General features: G+C 74.4%; 8 protein-coding genes. 1 reads left to right on the top strand and 7 read right to left on the bottom strand.

Translation table 11 applies throughout. The features are described 5' to 3' along the window. Window positions 1-18 precede the first annotated feature (18 nt). From OHS33_RS05285 to OHS33_RS05260, 6 genes are all read right to left on the bottom strand, one after another. Entirely contained in the window at window positions 19-6,306 is a 6,288-nt protein-coding gene (locus OHS33_RS05285; RefSeq protein WP_330329203.1) for an amino acid adenylation domain-containing protein, read from the bottom strand. A 183-nt stretch (window positions 6,307-6,489) separates the two neighbouring features. Beyond that, the gene (locus OHS33_RS05280) at window positions 6,490-8,856 is read right to left on the bottom strand and encodes a lantibiotic dehydratase (RefSeq protein WP_330329202.1); all 2,367 of its coding nucleotides are present in this window, start codon (window positions 8,854-8,856) and stop codon (window positions 6,490-6,492) included. 10 nt (window positions 8,857-8,866) lie between these two features. Further along, window positions 8,867-9,130: an acyl carrier protein gene (locus tag OHS33_RS05275; RefSeq protein ID WP_330329201.1), complete on the bottom strand. Its 264-nt coding sequence runs from the start codon at window positions 9,128-9,130 to the stop codon at window positions 8,867-8,869. Then, window positions 9,127-10,098, bottom strand: coding sequence for a threonine ammonia-lyase (locus OHS33_RS05270; RefSeq protein ID WP_330329200.1), 972 nt, complete (start codon window positions 10,096-10,098; stop codon window positions 9,127-9,129). The genes OHS33_RS05275 and OHS33_RS05270 overlap by 4 nt, the downstream gene beginning before the upstream one ends. Then, a complete protein-coding gene (locus OHS33_RS05265; RefSeq protein WP_330329199.1) occupies window positions 10,095-11,600 on the bottom strand; it encodes an amino acid adenylation domain-containing protein in 1,506 nt (501 codons plus the stop codon). Before OHS33_RS05265 ends, OHS33_RS05270 begins: the two co-directional genes overlap by 4 nt. Continuing rightward, window positions 11,600-13,927 (bottom strand): lantibiotic dehydratase, encoded by a 2,328-nt coding sequence (locus OHS33_RS05260; RefSeq protein WP_330329198.1) that lies wholly within the window; start codon window positions 13,925-13,927, stop codon window positions 11,600-11,602. The genes OHS33_RS05265 and OHS33_RS05260 overlap by 1 nt, the downstream gene beginning before the upstream one ends. A gap of 216 nt (window positions 13,928-14,143) precedes the next feature. Between OHS33_RS05260 and OHS33_RS05255 the strand changes: the two genes are divergently transcribed. Next, window positions 14,144-14,362, top strand: coding sequence for an MbtH family protein (locus tag OHS33_RS05255; RefSeq protein ID WP_330329197.1), 219 nt, complete (start codon window positions 14,144-14,146; stop codon window positions 14,360-14,362). Window positions 14,363-14,452: 90 nt separating this feature from the next. Here the strand turns inward: OHS33_RS05255 and OHS33_RS05250 are convergent, their stop codons facing one another. Beyond that, window positions 14,453-17,950: a M28 family peptidase gene (locus OHS33_RS05250; RefSeq protein WP_330334913.1), complete on the bottom strand. Its 3,498-nt coding sequence runs from the start codon at window positions 17,948-17,950 to the stop codon at window positions 14,453-14,455. Window positions 17,951-18,211: the final 261 nt, after the last annotated feature.

Here is an 18,211-nt window from a genome sequence, read left to right as displayed (position 1 = left end):
ATGCGGTCCTATCTCGTCTCAGAAGTCAGCCGTCAGGGACAGGTCGATCTCGTCATCGCTCATCCCGGCGATCTCCTCGAACAGCCGCTGCTCCACCAGTGCGGCGAGCAGCTCGACCGTCGGGTGCTCGAACAGGTCGCGGACCTGCACCGGGCAGTCGAAGGCGGCGCGGAGCCGGGAGGCCACCGCCACGGCGCGCAGCGAGTGCCCGCCGAGGGCGAAGAAGTCCTCCCGCACCCCGATCGAGGGCAGGTCGAGGACCTCGGCCCAGATCTGGGCCGTCACCTCTTCGGTGGGGGTCCGCGGGGCCACGGACTCGGCCGGGGCGGGCAGTTCGGGGTCGGGCAGCGCCGCGGTGTCGGTCTTGCCCTGCACGGTCAGCGGCAGGCTGTCGAGGACCACGAAGGCGGCCGGGACCATGTAGCCGGGCAGCCGCCCGCGGCACCAGGCGGCCAGGTCGTCGGCGCCGAAGCCCGTTCCGGCCACGTACCCGACGAGGGCGCGGTCCCCGCGCAGTTCGCGGACCAGGACGGCGGCGCCGCGCACGCCCTCGTGCTGTTCCAGGACGGCCTCGATCTCGCCGGGTTCGATGCGGAACCCGCGGATCTTGACCTGGTGGTCGGTCCGGCCGAGGAACTCCAGTTCCCTGGTGGGCAGTCGGCGCACGAGGTCGCCGGTGCGGTAGAGCCTGCCGCCGGTGGCGCCGTACGGGTCGGGGACGAACCGCTCGGCGGTCAGGGCGCTCTGCCCGAGGTAGCCGCGGGCCAACTCCGCTCCGCCGACCAGGAGTTCGCCCGGGACGCCGACCGGGACCAGCTCGTCGTGGGCGTCCACCACGTACAGCCGCCGTTCCCCCCAGGCCCGGCCGATCGGCACCCGGCCCGCCAGCGGTCCGGTCACCCGGTGGGAGGTGGCCGAGATGACGCTCTCGGTGGGGCCGTAGGTGTTCTCGACGGGCACGTCCGGCAGGTGGGCGAACCACTTCTCCAGGGGCGCCGAGGGCAGCGCCTCCCCGCCGGTGACGGCGAGCCGCAGGCTCTTGAGGTCCCCGGCCACCGTGTCGAGGCGGGCGGCGATCTCCTCCCAGTAGGAGGGGGTGACCTCCATGACGGTCACGCCCTCCGCCCGCACCCGCTCGGCGAGTTCCTCCACCGTCCACACCTCGTCGGGCCGGATCACCACCGTGGCGCCCGCGCCGAGGGCGGGCAGGATCTGTTCGAGGGAGGCGTCGAAGGAGTGGGAGGCGAAGTTCAGCACGCGGTCGTCCGCGGTGAGGGCGAACCGCTCGCGGGCGGCGTGGGCGTGGGCGGCCAGCGCGTGGTGCTCCACCCCGACCGCCTTGGGGCGGCCGGTGGAGCCGGAGGTGAAGATGAGATAAGCCAGCTGGCGCGGATCGGGCGTGTGCCGGGGCCCGTCCGGATCGGGCCGTACGTCCTCCACCCGGAGCACCGGCCGCCCGAGGGCCGTGGCCAGGGCGGCGCTCGGGCCGTCCGTCACGACGTACCGCACCCCGGCCCGCTCCACCATGTACCGCAGCCGCTCCTCGGGCAGGTGCGGGTCCAGCGGTACGTACGCCCCGCCCGCCCGCCAGATCGCGGCCATCGCCGCCACCGACCAGGTGCCGCGCCGCAGGCACACCCCCACCGGGGTCTCCGGACCGGCCCCGGCCCCGGCGAGCGCCCGGGCCAGGCCGCCGGTCAGGGCGTCCAGTTCGCCGTAGCGCAGGGTCTCCTCCCCGCACACCAGGGCCACCGCGCCGGCCTCGCCCCGTACCGCGAAGGGCGGCGCCGAGGCCACCGTCGGCGAGCTGCCCGCGGCCCCCGTGAGCTGGGCCCGCTCGGCGGGCGAGAGGAGTTCCAGGCGGCCGACGGGCCGCCGCGGAGCGGCCACCACCGCGGCCAGCACCCGGCCCACGTGCCCGGCGAACCGGGTCACCGTCTCCGGGTCGAAGAGGTCGCTCGCGTACTCGACGTTCAGCGCGAAGCGGTCCGGGTAGAGCAGGAAGGTGGCCGTCAGGTCGAACTTCGCCGAGCGCCACGGCAGGACGAAGTGCTCGACCTCCAGCCCCTCCACCCGCGGGCCGCCGGTCGCGCTCTCCTGGACGTCGAACATGACCTGGAAGAGCGGATTGCGCGAGGGGTCCCGCTCCGGCCGCAGCTGTTCCACCAGCCGCTCGAAGGGCACCTCCTGGTGGTCGAAGGCCCCCAGCACCGACTCCCGCACCCGGCCCAGGAACTCCTCGAAGGTGGGCTCGCCCGACAGGTCGGCCCGCAGCACCACCGTGTTCACCAGCAGCCCCACCAGCCGCTCCAGCTCCACCTGGCCGCGCCCCGCCACCGGGGTGCCCACCGCCACGTCCCGCTGCCCCGACCAGCGGGACAGCACGATCTGGGTCACCGCCAGCAGCACCATGAACCGGCTGACCCCGAACCGGCGGGTCAGCTCGCCCAGCCCGGCCGCCAGCTCCGCGGGCAGGTCCACCTCGATCGCCCCGCCCCGGCCCGACCAGCCCGCCGGACGCGGCCGGTCCGTCGCCAGCTCCAGCGCGGGCACCCCGGCGAGGGTCCGCTCCCAGTAGTCCAGCTGCCGCTCCAGCACCTCGCCGGTCAGCCGGTCGCGCTGCCAGACCGCGTAGTCCCCGTACTGCACCGGGACCGGCGCCAGCGCCGCCCGCTCCCCGGCCAGCCGGGCCCGGTAACAGGCCGACAGCTCGCCGATGATGATGTCCTTGGACCAGCCGTCGGTCGCCGCGTGGTGGAAGGAGATCACCGAGACGTGGTCCTTGGGTCCCAGCTCCCACACCCCGGCCCGCAGCAGCGGCGGGTGCTCCAGGGAGAACCGGCCGGTCGCGAAGGCGAAGGCCTCCTCGCGGACCTCCGCCAGCCGTACGGACTCCTCGCCCGCCGGGGCCCGACGCCACTGGAGCGGTACGCCGACCCCCTCCAGCACCCGCTGCACGGGCCGCCCGTCCCGCTCGGTCAGCGCCGTGCGCAGCGCCTCGTGGCGGGAGACCACCTCGTCCAGGGCGCCCTGCCAGGCCGCCCGGTCCAGGCCGCCGCGCATCCGCCAGGAGAACCACAGCACGTACGTGTCGCCCGCGTCCGACATCCGGTCCAGGAACCACATGCGCTCCTGGGCGAAGGACTGCGGCAGCGGACCCGAGCGGTCCACCGGGACCACCGCGCTCGCACCGGCCTGCCGGGCCGCCGCCACCAGCGGTCCGAAGGCCCGGATGCTGGGGTTCTCGAACAGGGTGCGCAGCTCCACCTCGCGGCCGAGCCGCTCGGCGATCCGCGAGACCGCCATCGTCGCCAGCAGCGAGTGCCCGCCCAGGTCGAAGAACCCGTCGTCGATGCCGACCCGGTCCACGCCCAGCACCTCGGCCCAGATCCCGGCGACCACCCGCTCCGTCTCATCGCGCGGGGCGATGAACTCGGCGCCGCTCACGGCCCGGTCCCGGTCCGGCCGGACGGCGGGCAGCGCGGCCCGGTCGAGCTTGCCGGACGCGTTCACGGGGAGCGCGTCGAGGGTCACGAAGTCGGCGGGCACCGCGTGGTGCGGCAGCCGCTCCGCACAGAAGGCCCGCAGGACCTGCGCGGGGACCGGGCCGTCGGCGCCCACCACATAGCCGGCCAGGGCCGTGCCGCCCTGGGCGTCCGGGCCGGCGGCCACCGCGGCCGCCACCACGCCCGGGCACTCCAGCAGGACGGCTTCGACCTCGCCGAGTTCGATGCGGAACCCGCGGATCTTGACCTGGTCGTCGGTCCGGCCGAGGAACTCCAGCTCCCCGGTGGGCAGTCGTCGTACCAGGTCACCCGTGCGGTAGAGGCGACCGCCGGCCGGGCCGAAGGGGTCGGGGACGAACCTGCCCGCGGTCAGGGCGGGCCGGCCGAGGTAGCCCCGGGCCAGCTCCGGTCCGCCGATCAGCAGCTCGCCGGGCACGCCCTCGGGAACCAGCTCGTCCCGGTCGTCCACGACGTACGCCCGGCGCCCGCCCAGCGGACGGCCGATCGGCACCCGGGACCGCTCGGCCCCGTCGGCTCCGTCGGAAGCGGGGGCCGGGATGTCGTGGACGGTCGCGGTCACCGTGGTCTCGGTCGGCCCGTAGGCGTTGACCGCCCGCACCCCCGGAACCCGGGCCTGCCAGGCGGCCAGCGCCCCTGCCGGGACGGACTCGCCGCCGAGGATCAGCAGGCGCAGGCCGGCCAGTCGGGCCGCGGAGGCGTCGGTGAGGGAGAAGGCCAGCTCGGCCCAGTAGGTCGGCGGCAGGTTCAGGACGGTGATCCCGTAGCGCTCGACGAGCGCGGGCACCCGGTCGGGCAGCCACTGCTCGTCGGGCCGCACGACCAGGCCCGCCCCGCAGCCCAGTGCCGTCAGCAGCTGGTCGAAGGAGGCGTCGAAGGAGAAGGAGGAGAAGGCGAGCACCCGGTCGGCGGCGGTGATCCCGAACTCGGCCCGGGCCGCGGCCACATGGGCGGCCATCGCGCCGTGCTCCACACCGACCGCCTTGGGGCGGCCGGTGGAGCCCGAGGTGAAGATGACGTACGCCAGCTCCCGCGGATCCGGGGTGTGCCGGGGCGCGCCGGAATCCGCCCCCTGTCCGGGCCGGACGTCCTCGACGGGCAGTACGGGCGGCCCGAGCGCATCCGCCGTCTCGCGGGACGCGGAGTCGGTCAGCACGCACCGTACGCCCGCCTCCCCGGCCATGAACCGCAGCCGCTCCAGCGGCAGCTGACGGTCCATCGGGACGAAGACCCCGCCCGCACGCCAGATCGCGGCCATCGCCGCCACGGACGGGATCCCGCGCCGCATGCACACCCCGACCGGGGTGCCGGGACGCACCCCAGCCCCGGCCAGCGCGGCGGCCAGGTCACCGGTCAGCGCGTCCAGCGCGCCGTAGGTCAGGGACTCCTCCCCGCAGACCAGGGCCACCGACCCGGGGTCGCCGGACACGGTGAACGGCGGGGCGGGCTCGGCCTCCGCGTCCGCCCGGCCCGCCAGTGCGACCAGGCGCCGGGCCTCGCCGCCGGGCAGCGGCTCCAGCTCCCGCGCGAGCGCGGCGACCGGGGCCCCGGGCGCGGCCACCACCGCGCGCAGCAGGGCGAGGTACCCGGCGGCGAACTGCTCCATCGTCGCATCGTGGAACAGTGCGGTGGAGTACTGGAGCTGGGCCGCGATGTCACCGTTGGCGCGCAGGCTCAGGTCGAGGAACACGTCCAGCCCGGTGCCGCCGAGCGGCGGGGGGACGAGCACGACGTCCAGATCCGCGAGCCGGCGCGCGGCGGGCGCGTTGTTCAGCAGGGTGAAGGAGGCCTGGGCGAGCGGGTGCCGGGACAGGTCCCGTTCGGTGACCACCTCGCCGACCACCCGGTCGAAGGGGGCGTCGGCGTGCGAGAAGTCCTTCAGCGCCCCGGTCCGCACCCGCGCCAGCAGCTCCCCGAACGCCGGGTCCCCGGTCAGATCGGTGCGCAGCACGATGGTGTTGACGAACGGGCCGATCAGCGCGTCCACCCCGGGCCGCCCCCGGTCGGCGAGGGTGGTGCACACGGCGATGTCGCCGCGCCCCGAGTAGCGGCCCAGCAGCGCCTGGTACACGGCGAGCAGCAGCATGTAGCGGGTCGCGCGGTGCGCGCGGGCCACCCGGTCGACCTCGGCGACCAGCGCGGCCGGCAGCTCGAAGCGGACCACGTCCCCCGAGCCGTCCCAGAACGCGGGCCGCGGCCGGTCGGTGGGCAGCGCCAGCGGCGCCACCCCGGCCAGCCGCTCGCGCCAGTACCCCAGCAGGCGCTCCATCCGCGGACCGTCGAGCCGCTCCGCCTCGGCGGCGGCCACATCGGTGTACTGGAGCGCGGGCGCCGCCACGGCCTCGCCGCGGTACCCGGCGTCCAGCTCGCGCAGCAGCACGTCCCAGGACCAGCCGTCGACCGCGATGTGGTGGACCACCACGAGGAGCAGGTGCTCCTCGGGGCCGAGCCGGGTGAGGGAGGCACGCAGCGGGTGCTCCGCGGCCAGGTCCAGCGGGCGGGCCAGCTCCCGCGCGAACACCTCGGCGGCGTCGGCCGCCTCCGCCGGCTCCAGGGTGATCGCCCGGGCCGGGTCCACCCGGGGTACGGGCTCCCCGTCGACCGCGGTGAACCGGGTGCGCAGCACCTCGTGCCGCGCGACGATCCCCGTCAGGGCCCGTTCCAGCGCCGGGACGTCGAGGGCGCCTCGGATCCGCAGTGCCAGGGGGAGCAGGGAGTCGGTGGAACCTCGGGTGAGCTGGTCGAGGAACCACAGCCTGTGCTGCGCGAACGATGCCTTCACTGCGGGCCTCCAAGCGGTGTTTTCCTCAACACTGCTGTCTGGAAAGGCCCGTCAGTAGGGAAGAAGACGCAGCCGCGCACGCAGCGGGCGGGGGTAGAACGCGCAACGGCGGCCCCGCCCGGACGTGTGGTGCCGTACCGGGCGTGCCGCCGTCATGCGGGGTCACCGCGCCAACCCTCGTCGCTAACCCTCGTCCACCGCCACGAAGCGCAGTTCGGAGGTGTAGGCGGCGCCCTGGTCGTCGGTCAGCCAGGCCTCCTCCGGGCTGGGCAGCATCTCCGTGATCACGGCGCGCCCGTCCGGGTCGTTGCGGGCCAGTCTGCGCAGCGCCTTGGCCAGGATGCTGAGGTACACCGGGCTGTCGAAGTCCACGTAGAACGGCCGGGTCTCGGTGGGCAGGACCACGAATACGAAGCGGGGCAGCCCGTGCCGCGCGCGCCACCGCCGGGCCCGCACGAACCGGCGGGCCTCGTCCTTCTCGTCCGCGAAGTCGATCCCGTCCTGCGGCAGCCGCCAGGTCTCCCGGGCCACCACCAGCCGGTCGACGGTCACCCGGGGGGAGTGCTCGGCGTCGTCCGGCAGGATCTGGAACAGGTCCATCGCGAGGGTGGTCAGGACGTGCGCGAACACGTCCACCGCCGCGAATTCCGCGCCGTCGGGCAGCACGGCCCGCAGCTCCCCGTCGTCGGCCCGGGTCACCGTGACGTCGGCGCTCAGGACCGTACGCGGCCGGGCCGGATCGGCGGTGAAGTCCACCAGCGCGACGTGGTAGTCCTCGGGCCGCACCAGCGCGTGCCGGGTACGGACCGACAGCCGCGAGCGGTGCTCCTTGGGCAGCAGCGGCATCAGCCGGGGCCCCGGGTGGTCGCGGTCGGTGAGCGCGGTCAGCTCCCGGGCGTCGGGGTGCTGGTGCACGAAGAGCGAGGAGCCCAGCGTGTTGGCCGCCAAGTGCAGCTCACCCAGGACGAGTTCGAAGTCCCCGCGCGCCACCGCGTCCGTACCGGTCGCGGCGATCATGATGTCGGGGCTGAGGTAGCGGGCGGCGGTCCAGCCGCCGCGCACACCGCCCCCGGTGCCCGTACTCCCTGCGCCCGCGGACCCCTCCCCGAACCGTTCGGCCACCGGACCCGCGATGTCGGCCAGTGTCAGCCGGACCCGGCGGGCATCCGGCGACGGCGACAGGACCGCGGCCCAGCGGGCCCGGAACTCCCTTTGCAGCGCCTCTGTTTCGGTGCGCGCCGCCCCGTGCAGGATCGGCATGCAGGCGAACCAGAACGCGGCCAGGTCCACCGGACCCCGCGCGGCGAGGCGCTCGTACACCTCCGTCGCCCGCGCCATGACCGCATCGGCCAGCCGGGCGGTCAGCCATCCGGCGCTGGTGAGCAGCGGCTCCAGCGGGGCCAGGGCCTCGTGCACGGCCCGGCCCAGGGTGGCCGTCGCCGAGCGCCGGCAGTCGGAGTAGACCAGGGCCCGGCAGGGCGCCGTACCGGCGGACTTCTCGCGGACGGCGGCGGTCTCGGTCAGCGCGACGAACTCGCCCTCCAGCGCGCTCATCGCCTCGACCAGGGCCTCGGGTCCCTCGGCGGCGGCCACGAGGTCCCGGCCCCGCTCCAGCACGTCCAGCGCGGCCAGGGCGCGCCCGCGCGCCCCCGGATCCGCGATCCGCTCCAGCCAGGCCCGCAGGTACCGCTCGGGGCGGGCATCGGCCGGTACCTCCAGCTTCCACACCACCCACCGGCGGGCCACCAGGGCCGCCAGCTCGGCCGGCACGTCCGTCCCCGGCAGCGCGGCCGCGATCTCCCGCGCGGTCCGCACGCCGTCGCACAGCGCCAGCACGGCCGCGGCGGCGGCCCCGGCGAGCTGCGGCGGGCGGCCCGGGACCAGCACCTCGGCGCCCTCGATGCCGGTGTCGCCCGCGGTGTCCCCGACGTCCGCGAGGCGGACGAAGGGCACCCGCCGGGGAGCCACCCCGTCGCGCAGCGCGGGGTCGGCCCCGACCGCCGCGGCGAGCGCGTCGATCGCCCAACTGGCGAAGTACACCCGGGAGTCGGCGATCAGGCCGGTCCCGGGATCGACGGCGATACCGTCCGGGCCCTCGGCGCCCAGGTCCCAGCGGCCCCAGCCGACCGGGCCGAAGAAGCCGATGGTGTCGTTCTTGACGCAGAAGCGCTGCCAGTAGTGGGCGACGAGTTCCTCGCGCTGGCGGGGCATGCTGGTGCGGCCCGCCGCGGTCGGCGTCCAGTTCAGGAACGGCGCGATCCCGGAGCTCAGCACCGGCCGGTTCTGCCAGGCCACGGCCTCCCGGAAGGCGGGCAGCCGGGCGATGTCCTGGAGGGCGTGCGCGTTCTCCACGGCCGCCTCGGCGAACAGCGCCCCGAAGGCGGCCCAGTCCTCCCCGGACAGCTGCTCGCCGTCGGGGAACTTGTCGGCCGCCGCGGCCAGCCCGGCCGGGGCCAGCCGCAGCACCCCGCGGGCCGGGAAGCCCGGACCGCGCAGCGCGAACTGCTCCCACAGCCGCCACCGGCCGCCCGGCAGATAGGTCTCGGTCATGGTCTGCCCCTCAGGCCTGGACGAGGTCGGCGTCGACGACGGACGCCAGGTCGGCGGGCGAGGGATAGGCGAAGACCAGCGCGACCGGCACCTCGACCCCGAGGGCCTCCTCGATCCGCGCGGTGATCCGGAAGGCGGTCAGCGAGTCGCCGCCCCACTCGTAGAAGTCGCTGTCCTCGTGCAGGGACTCCTCGCCCAGGGTGTCGCGGTAGATGCCGAGCACCAGCTCGGTCAGCTCGGCGCCGGTCAGGGTCGGGTTGACTGACGTGGTCATGAGATCTCCTCCAGATACGGTTCGGTGGCCGCGGCGGCGGTGAGCGCCGCGGTGGTGTTGCCGCCCGAGACGATGGCGACGGCGCGCCCGGCGCCCCGGCCCGCGCGCAGGGCCCCGGCCAGGGCGACGGCCCCGCTGGGTTCGGCCTCGATCCCGCGCCGCCGCAGGAAGGCGGCGGCGGCCAGGATCTCGGCGTCGGACACGGCGATCAGGTCGTCGACCCGGTCCCGGATCACGGGGAAGGTGACCGCCCCGGGCTGCTGCGCGCGCAGCCCGTCGGCGACGGTGTCGCTCGGCGCCAGCCGGACGGGCCGGCCCGCCGCCAGCGACCGGGCGTAGCGGGGGGTCGCGGCGGGCTCGACGCCCACCACCCGGACCCGGTGGCCGTGCGCGGACAGGCAGACCCCGGCCAGCAGCCCGCCCCCGCCGGTCGGCACGTAGAGCGTCTCGACGTCGGGCACCTCGGCCAGGATCTCCGCCCCGACCGTGCCCTGACCGGCGATCACGAGTTCGTGGTCCGAGGAGGGGACGAACACCGCGCCGCTCTCCCCGGCCAGGTCCAGCGCCCGGGCGTCCCGCTCGGCGACCCCTCCCGGCACGGAGACGATCCGCCCGCCCAGCGCCCGGATCAGCGCGGCCTTGGCCGGGCTGGCCCCGGCCGCCATGACCACGGTGACCTCCACGCCCAGCGGGGCGGCCAGCCGGGCCAGCGCGATCCCGTGGTTCCCGGAGGACCCGGTGACGATCCGGTCCGCGCCCAGCGCCAGGACCGCGTTGGCGGCCCCGCGCAGCTTGAACGAGCCGCTGTGCTGGAGGTGTTCGGCCTTCAGCAGCAGCGAACACTCCGCGCGCCGCCGCCCCGGCCCGCCCAGCCCGGGCAGCAGGGGGGTGCGCCGTACGTGCCCCGCGAGCCGTTCGGTGGCCGCGTCCACATCGGCCGGGCCCAGGGTGTCGATGGTCACGGTCATGACCGGGTGCCTCCGCTTTCGGCCAGGGCACGCCGGTCGGCCTTGCCCCCGCGGGTGGTGGGTAGTTCCGTCAGCCGGACGAACCGGCGCGGCATCAGGTGCGGCGGCAGGAGGGCCACCAGGTGCAGGCGCAGCGCCGAATCGGGCACCCCGGGGTCGCCGGTGACGTGCGCGGTCAGGAACACCCGGCCGTGGCCGTCGGTCGCGGAGGTCACCACCGCGCCCGTCACCGCCGGGTGGGCCAGCAGTGCGCCCTCCACCTCGGCCGGGTCGACGCGGTAGCCCCGGATCTTGACCTGCCGGTCCCCGCGCCCCAGATAGGCCAGGCCCCCGGGGCCGCGCCGGGCCAGGTCCCCGGTCCGGTACAACCGGGCGCCGGGCGGCCCGAGCGGGTCGGGGACGAAGCGCTCCGCGGTCCGGCCGGGCAGCCCGCGGTACCCCCGGGCCACCCCGGTCCCGCCGATGTACACCTCCCCGGCGGTCCCGTCGGGCACCGGCGCGAGCCGCTCGTCCAGCAGCCGTACGACGACCCCGTCGATCGGGGTGCCGATCACGTCGGCTTCGGTGTCCGCAGCCGCCGGCACCGCGTACCGGGTCGAGGTCATCGTGCACTCGGTCGGACCGTACTGGTTGACCAGCACGCCCGGGACCAGCGCCCGCCCGCCCGCCGCCAGGAACGGCCGCAGCGACTCCCCGCTGGACACCACCAGCCGCAGCCCCGCCAGCAGGGCGGCCGCCTCCGGCTGTCCGGCCAGGAACGACAGGAAGGACGGGGTCACGCTCAGCAGCGTGTTCACCCCCTCGGCGCGCACCACCTCCCCGAACTCCTCCGGCCGCAGCACCGCCGAGCGCGGTACGACGACGAGCCGCCCGCCCGCCAGCAGCGGCGCGAAGGTGTCGCGTACGGACGCGTCATACCCCAGCGGCGCGACCTGGAGGGCCACCGTGTCCGGCCCGAGACCGTAATCGCGGGCGACGAACCGCAGGTACCCGTCGAGACCCCTGTGCTCGACGAGCACCGCGCTCGGCTCCCCGGTGGTCCCCGAGGTGTGGCTGACGTACGCGAGTCCGCGCCCGTCGGGCCCCGTGGCCGGTCCGGCGTCCGGCGCGGCAAGAGCGCCGGGCCGGTCCAGCAGCACCCGCGGCCCCTCCACGGGCAGGTCGAGCCGCGCCGACAGCCGCGAACAGGTCAGCAGCATCCCGGCGCCGCCGCTGCGCACCAGCGCCGCCAGCCGCGGCGCGGGCTGCTCCGGGTCCAGGCTGAGGAAGGCGGCGCCGGAGCGCACCACGGCCGCCATCGCGACCACGGCGTCCACCCCGCGCTCCACGGCCACCGCGCACACCACCTCGGGGCGGGCGCCGCGCGCCCGCAGCACTCCGGCCAGCGCGTCGATGCGGGCGGCCAGCTCGGCGTACGTCAGCTCACCGGCCGGGGTGGTGAGCGCGACCCGGTCCGGGTGGCGGGCCGCGTGCGCGGCGATGTCGTCGACGAAGGTCCGCATCACGCGTCCCCGCCCGTGCCCGCGTGCACCGCGGTCTGGTCGACCGCGACGAAGCGCAGTTCGGAGGTGAAGGTGTTGCCCTGGTCGTCGGTCAGCCAGGCCTGTTCCGGGGTCGGCAGCATCTCGCTGACCTTCAGCCGCGCGTCCGGGTCTTTGCGGGCCAGCCGGCGCGCCGCCTTGGCCAGGATGGTCAGGTACACCGGGCTGTCGAAGTCGACGTAGAAGGGCCTGGGTTCGGTGGGGGAGACCACGAACACGAAGCGCGGCAGGTCGTGTTCGCGCTGCCAGTGCCGGGCCCGGACGTACCGCCTGGCCTCCGACTTCTCCTCGGCGAAGGTGAGTTCGGACGCCGGGAAGGACCAGGTCTCGCGGGCGACGATCATCTTGTCGATGCTGATCCGCGGGGTGTGGTCGCCCTCGGGCCGGATCGTGAACCGGTCCATGATCCGCTGGGTGAGGGTGTTCGCGTAGACGTCGAGCAGGGGGAAGGCGGTCCCGTCCGGCAGCACCGCCGTCAGGGCGCCCTCCCGGTCCTCCACCGCGACGTCCGCGCTGAGCACGGTGCGCGGCCGGTGCGGGTCGCCCGTGTCGTCGACCAGCGAGACGTAGTAGTCCTCCGGCCGGTCCAGCGAGGGCCTGCTGCGCGTGGACCACTTCAGCGGCAGTTCCTTGGGGAGCATCGGCAGCAGCCGGGGTCCGGGGAAGTCCCGGGTGGTCTCGGCGATCAGCTGCTCCCGGTCGGGGTGCTGGTGGACGAAGAGCGAGGCGCCCATCGTGTTGAGCGCGCTGTGCATCTCGCCGAGCACGAGCGCGAAGTCGCCGCGGGCCACCGCCGCCGCGTCCTCGGCGAGGACCAGCACGTCGGGGCTGAAGTAGCGGGCCAGCGACCAGCCCGCGCCCGGCTCCTCGAACTCCTCCCGCACCCGCTCGGCGATGTCCGCCGAGGACACCCGCACACTGCGCGCCCCCTCGCCCACCTGGAGGATGCGGGCCCACTTCGCCCTCATCTCGGCCTGGATGACGTCCAGATCGGCGCTCGCCTCGGCGTACGGCGACGGCAGACAGGCCAGCCACATCGCGCCCAGGTCCACCGGGCCGCCCGCGTGCAGGCGCTCGTACACCTCGCGCAGCCGGACGCCCACCCGCTCCGTGAAGCGGTTCGTCATCCAGCGCGCCGAGGTCAGGCACTGGGCCAGCGGGGTCAGTTCGTCGAGCAGCGCGGTGCCCAGGGTGGCCGTCGCCGAGCGCCGGCAGTCGGAGTACACCAGGCCGCGGCAGGGCGCGGTCCGGGAGCCCTTGGCCCGCTGGCCGTCGGTGTCGGTGATCCGCGCGAAGTCCGCCTCCAGCGCGCCCATCGCCTCGCCCAGCGCCTCGGCGTCCAGGCCCGCCGCCTGCACCGCGTCCCGCCCGCGCTCCAGCGTGCCGAGCCGTTCCAGGGCGGATTCCCGCAGCTCCCGGTCGCCGACGCGCTCCAGGATGGCCCGTAGCTCCCGCTCGGGGTGGGTGCTGCTCGGCACCTCCAGGCGCCAGTGCACCCAGCGCTTCGACCGGAGCCACTCGACGGTGTCGGCCGCCTCCGCCACGGTGATCCCGGCGGCCGCGGCGATCGCGGCCACCGGCCGCGTCCCGTCACACAGGTCGAGCACGGCCCGCGCGGCGTCCGTGATGGGCTGCGGCGGGCGGCCGGGCAGCCGCACCGTACGCCCCTCGGCGCGGACGAAGGACACCCGGCGCGGCGGGATCCACGCCTTCATCGCCGGGTCCGCGCCCAGCGTCTTGGCGAGCGCGTCGATGGCCCAACTGGCGAAGTACACCTGGGAGTCGGCGAGCAGACCGGTGCCGGGATCCACGGCGATGCCCTCGCTCGCGAGGTCCCAGCGGCCCCAGCCGACCGGGCCGAAGAAGCCGATGGTGTCGTTCTTGACGCAGAACCGCTGCCAGTAGTGGGCGACGAGTTCCTCGCGCTGACGGGGCATGCTGGTGCGACTCGCCGCGGTCGGCGTCCAGTTCAGGAACGGGGCGATGCCCGTGCGCAGCACGGTCCGGTTCTGCCAGGCCACCGCGGCGCGGAAGCGCGGGGCGGCGGCGATCTCCTGCAGCAGTCCGGCGGTGCGCACGGCGCCCGTGTCGAAGGTCTCGGTGAAGGCCTCCCATTCGGGCCCGGCCAGCAGGTCCCGCGGCCCGAACTTGTCGGCGGCCACGGCCAGCCCGGGAGGCGCCATCCGCAGCACCCCCGAGGCGGGGAAACCGGGCCCGCGCAGGGCGAAATGCTCCCACAAGCGCCACCCACCGGTGGGCAGGTGCACGTGGTCCGGGACGTCCGTCATGGCGGAGCTCCTTCCAGGCGGTACTGACTCCGCGCCGGGTACCGTCTCTGGCGTCACCCTGGCTGCCTGGAACCCTGCCGCCGCCGGCCGCGCGCCACCAGGGAAGGACGGGCAGCGGGAGGCACCGTCACTTCTGCGCGTTTGTCTCTGTGGCGGCGCGCCGCCGGGGGGCAGGCTGGGCGCGTCGAGGCGATCGAACGCGGGAGGGCCCAAGCGATGAGTGCCAGCGGTGAGAGCGGCTACCAGGTCGTGCGCAACGAGGAAGAGCAGTACTCCGTCTGGCGGCTGGACCGCGAACTGCCCCAGGGCTGGCGGGCCGAGGGCACGTCCGGGACGAAGCAGGAGTGCCTGGACCACATCGACGTGGTGTGGACGGACATGCGCCCGCTGAGCCTGCGCCGCCGGATGGCCGACGCGGCGGCGGCCGGCGCCTGAACCGGGACGCACGAGAAGGCGCCCGACCGGGACGGATGTCCGGTCGGGCGCCTTCCCCTGTGTGGCCCCACGGGGGGACTCAGGCGGGCGTCAGCTCACCTGGAGGGTGACGTCGTCCACCACGAAGGAGGTCTGGAGGGACTGGTCCTCGACCCCCTGGAACTGGAGGGTGACGTTCTGTCCCGCGAACCGCGAGACGTCGTAGGTCTTCAGGACGAAGCCCGCCGACGCGTCCACATTGGACAGGGTCTCCAGGGTCTGGCCGCCCACCGACACCGTGAGGGTGTCGTAGACGACGTTCTCCGTCTCGGCCGTGTCGATGTGCAGGTAGAAGGAGAGCCGGCCGGCCGAGCAGCCCGCCGGGAGGGTCAGGGACTGCGCCGCGCTGTCGGTGCGCGGGCTGCCCCAGCCGTTCAGCCACGCCATGTAGGCGCCGCTGTGCGGGGCTTCGCCCGCCTGGTTCGTGATGACGCCCGAGGTGGAGGTCCACGGGGCGGCGCCGTTCTCGAAGCCGCCGTTGGCGACGACCTGGCGCGGGGTGCAGGTCCCGCCGCCGCCCCCGACGGTCAGGGTGTAGGTGGTGCTGTGGCTGGTGGTGCCGGTGCCGGTGACCGTCAGGGTGTAGGTGCCCGGGGTGGTGCCCGCGCCGACCTGGACGGACAGGGTGGAGGAGCTGCCGGACTGCACGGAGGCCGGGCTGAGCGAGGCGGTGACGCCGGTGGGCGCGCCGGAGACCGACAGGTTCAGGGTCTGCGGACTGCCGCTCACGGTGGTGGTGTTGACGGTGGAGCTGACGCTGCCGCCGGGGTTGGCGCTGCCGGCCGCCGGTGAGGTGCTCAGCGAGAAGTCCTGCGCCGGGGTGTCGCCGCCGACGGCCTGCTTCCAGATCGTGTAGGCGACGCCGTCGGCGCTGCGGTCCAGGACCGTGGCGCTGACGTTGTTCGTGGTGTCGCAGGCGCTGTGGTAGCAGGAGTCGTAGGCGGCGTTCGCGGTGCCGCCCCACTTGGTGGCCTGCGCCGCGGTCTTGCGGGCGCTGGCCCCGGCCGCGTAGCCGGAGGTCGGGATCCCGGCCTGCTGGAAGGAGTAGTCGTCACTGCGGCCCTGGCCCTCGACGTTCTCCTCGGGGGCGAGGTTCAGCGAGGTCCAGTACGCCTTGAGGGGCGCCGCTGTCGTGGAGCCCAGGTTGTTGATGAAGTAACCGGCGTTGGGGGAGCCGACCATGTCGAAGTTGTAGTAGCCCTTGATGGCGGACTTCTGGGCGCTGCTCAGCTGGCCCACATAGAACTTCGAGCCGTTCAGGCCCTGTTCCTCGTCGGTCCACCACGCGAAGCGCACGTGCTTGGTCAGGGTCGGGTTCCGCTGGGCGAGGACGAGCGCGTTCTCCAGCAGGGTCGCGGAGCCCGAGCCGTTGTCGTTGATGCCCGGGCCCGCCGAGACGCTGTCGAGGTGCGCGCCGAACATGACGGTCTGGTCGGCGGGGCCGCCCGGCCAGTCGGCGATCAGGTTGTTCGACGGGTAGGTGCAGGAGGTGCAGCTCTGCTCGGTGACGGTGTAACCGGCCGCTTGCAGCTTGCCCTTCACATAGGCCAGCGACTGGGTGTGACCGCCGCTGCCCGCCCGGCGGTTGCCGCCGTTCTGGGAGGCGATCGTGTTGAGCTGGGAGAGGTGGGCCTGGACGTTCGCGACGTCGATGTTCGGGGCGTCGGGGCCGGGCGTGGTCCCGCCGACGGTGAGCGCGTAGTCGACGGTGTGCGACAAGCCGGATCCCTGGCCCTTGACGGTGACCGTGGAGGGCCCCGGGGCCGCGCTGGAGGAGGCGGTGAGGGTCAGCACCGAGGACTGGCCGGACGGCACGGTGGCCGGGTTGAAGGAGGCGCTCACCCCGGCCGGCAGTCCGGTCGCGGTGAGGGTGACCTGCTGGGCCGAACCGGTGGTGGTGTTCGTGGCCACGGTGGTGGTGACCGAGGCGCCCTGCTGGACGGTGCCCGCCGAGGGGTTCAGGACCATCGAGAAGTCGTCGTTCTGGCCGCTCGGGGTGCAGGTGGTGTCACCGGCCTGGGCGGGCACGCTGATCGCGTCCCACGCGGCCTTCGTCCGGTTGAACAGGTTGCAGGTGGTGGGGTCCAGCGACTTGGCCGCGCTGAGCGTCGCCGTACGGTACTTCTTGTAGCTCATGCTGCTGGTCTTGAGCAGCATGCCGCCGTAGAAGATCTTGCCGGCGTTCTGTACGCCGACACCCGTGAGGGTGCTCTGGTTGCAGGTGCTGCTGTTCGGCTTGCCGCCGCCGGGGCTGGTGCCCTCGGCCAGCAGGTAGAACCAGTGGTTCAGCGGTCCGGCCGCGGCGTGCACCTCGGTGCCGGGTATCGCGGAGCTGTAGCAGGCCGGGTCGTTGTTGACGGCGGGCGGGTTGTACATGTTCCGGATCGGGCCGCGGCCCTGGAGGTTGATCATCTCGCCGACGGTGTAGTCCGGGACGTCGTACGGCGAGGGCTCGTTGATGTACGCCTCGGTCAGCGCGCCGAAGATGTCGCCGGTGCCCTCGCCCAGTCCGGCCTCCTGGCCGCTGGTGCCGCCCGGGGTGTTGCTGTCGATGGCGTGCCCGTACTCGTGGGCCACCACGTCCACACCGGCGATCCACTCGTTGGCGCTGTTGTGCCCGATGGTGACCGAGCTGCCGTCCCAGTAGGCGTTCAGGTCGGACAGGCCCACATTGCCGGGGAAGCTGCGGCCGTTGCCGCTGACCCCGTTGCGGCCGAGCCAGGAGCCGAGCATGTCCCACTGCTTCTGGGCGGCGAACATGAGGTCCGTACAGCCGGTCTCCTTGGAGGTCGGGTTCCCGGTGCCCCAGGAGTCCGACGACTTGGTGAAGACGCTGCCGCTGCTGTAGTCCGCGCAGCTCAGGCCGCTGCGGTTCGGGTCGCGCAGGGAGTACGTGCCCCCGGACGCGGTGGTGTCGATGGTCAGCGGGTTCGGGCCGTTCCACTTGCTGGTGCCGCTGCCGGCCACCACCTCGTCGTGGCGGTCGACCACCTTGCCGGTGCGGGCGTCGACGAACACGTGCATTTTGCTCGGCGCGGTCGTGGTCCGGCCGGACAGCACGGTCTCCCAGGCCAGCACGGGCCGGTCGTCCTTGAGCCGGACCACGAGCCTGGTGTCGAGAACCTTGTCGGTCTTGGCCAGCTGCGCGCGGGAGGTGGCCTCCGCGGCCTTCGCGGAGACGGTGGGGGTCGTCGCCACGTCGATCGCGGTGGTGGAGGCCGACTGGAGGGCGCGGACCCTGCCCTCGCCGTCGGCGAGCACCACCGCGTCACCGCCGACCACCGGGAGACCGCGGTAGGTGCGCTCGTAGGCCACCGAGTACAGGTCCTGTACCCACGGGGTGACCATCCGCCGGTCGTACTGCTGCTGGGGGGAGTTGACCAGGGTGTCGAGGCCGCTGCGGACGGCCGCGTCGGCGGCGGCGACCGCGCGGGCGGCCGACCTCGCCTGTGGGGGCTGGACTTTCGGGGGCTGCTGCGCGGCCGACGCGGTACCGGCCAGTGTGCCGGCGAGGCTCGCGGTCAGCGCCATCGCTGCCACGGTCGCCATCCATCTGGTGGGCTGCAAGAGTCCACTCCGATCGTGTGTGGGGGGTCCGGTGAGGGGTCTGGCTGTGAAGGGCCTGGGCAGAGCCCGTGCGCGACCCAGGCAAAGGCCGTGCGGTTCCTGTGAGTTGACTGTGAGATTGCTGTGCGGGGGATGTGCGCCGGGCGGGCGGTTCGCCGCCGAGTATGGGCGTGGACATGGCGAGATTGGGACATCCCTGCACGCATAAGACCCGCGTTATGGTGCGGGCCGCGTCACGCTGCG

The sequence above is a fragment of the Streptomyces sp. NBC_00536 genome, assembly GCF_036346295.1.
GTDB lineage: Bacteria > Actinomycetota > Actinomycetes > Streptomycetales > Streptomycetaceae > Streptomyces.
Note: the sequence above shows the minus strand (reverse complement) of the source record. Positions and strands in the feature narration are given on the sequence as shown.

Bases quoted from the DNA above. Each gene is read 5' to 3' on its own strand.
- OHS33_RS05280 (WP_330329202.1), bottom strand. From the start codon at position 8,856: ATGACCGAGACCTATCTGCCGGGCGGCCGGTGGCGGCTGTGGGAGCAG.
- OHS33_RS05275 (WP_330329201.1), bottom strand. From the start codon at position 9,130: ATGACCACGTCAGTCAACCCGACCCTGACCGGCGCCGAGCTGACCGAG.
- OHS33_RS05270 (WP_330329200.1), bottom strand. From the start codon at position 10,098: ATGACCGTGACCATCGACACCCTGGGCCCGGCCGATGTGGACGCGGCC.
- OHS33_RS05265 (WP_330329199.1), bottom strand. From the start codon at position 11,600: ATGCGGACCTTCGTCGACGACATCGCCGCGCACGCGGCCCGCCACCCG.
- OHS33_RS05260 (WP_330329198.1), bottom strand. From the start codon at position 13,927: ATGACGGACGTCCCGGACCACGTGCACCTGCCCACCGGTGGGTGGCGC.
- OHS33_RS05255 (WP_330329197.1), top strand. From the start codon at position 14,144: ATGAGTGCCAGCGGTGAGAGCGGCTACCAGGTCGTGCGCAACGAGGAA.
- OHS33_RS05250 (WP_330334913.1), bottom strand. From the start codon at position 17,950: ATGGCGACCGTGGCAGCGATGGCGCTGACCGCGAGCCTCGCCGGCACA.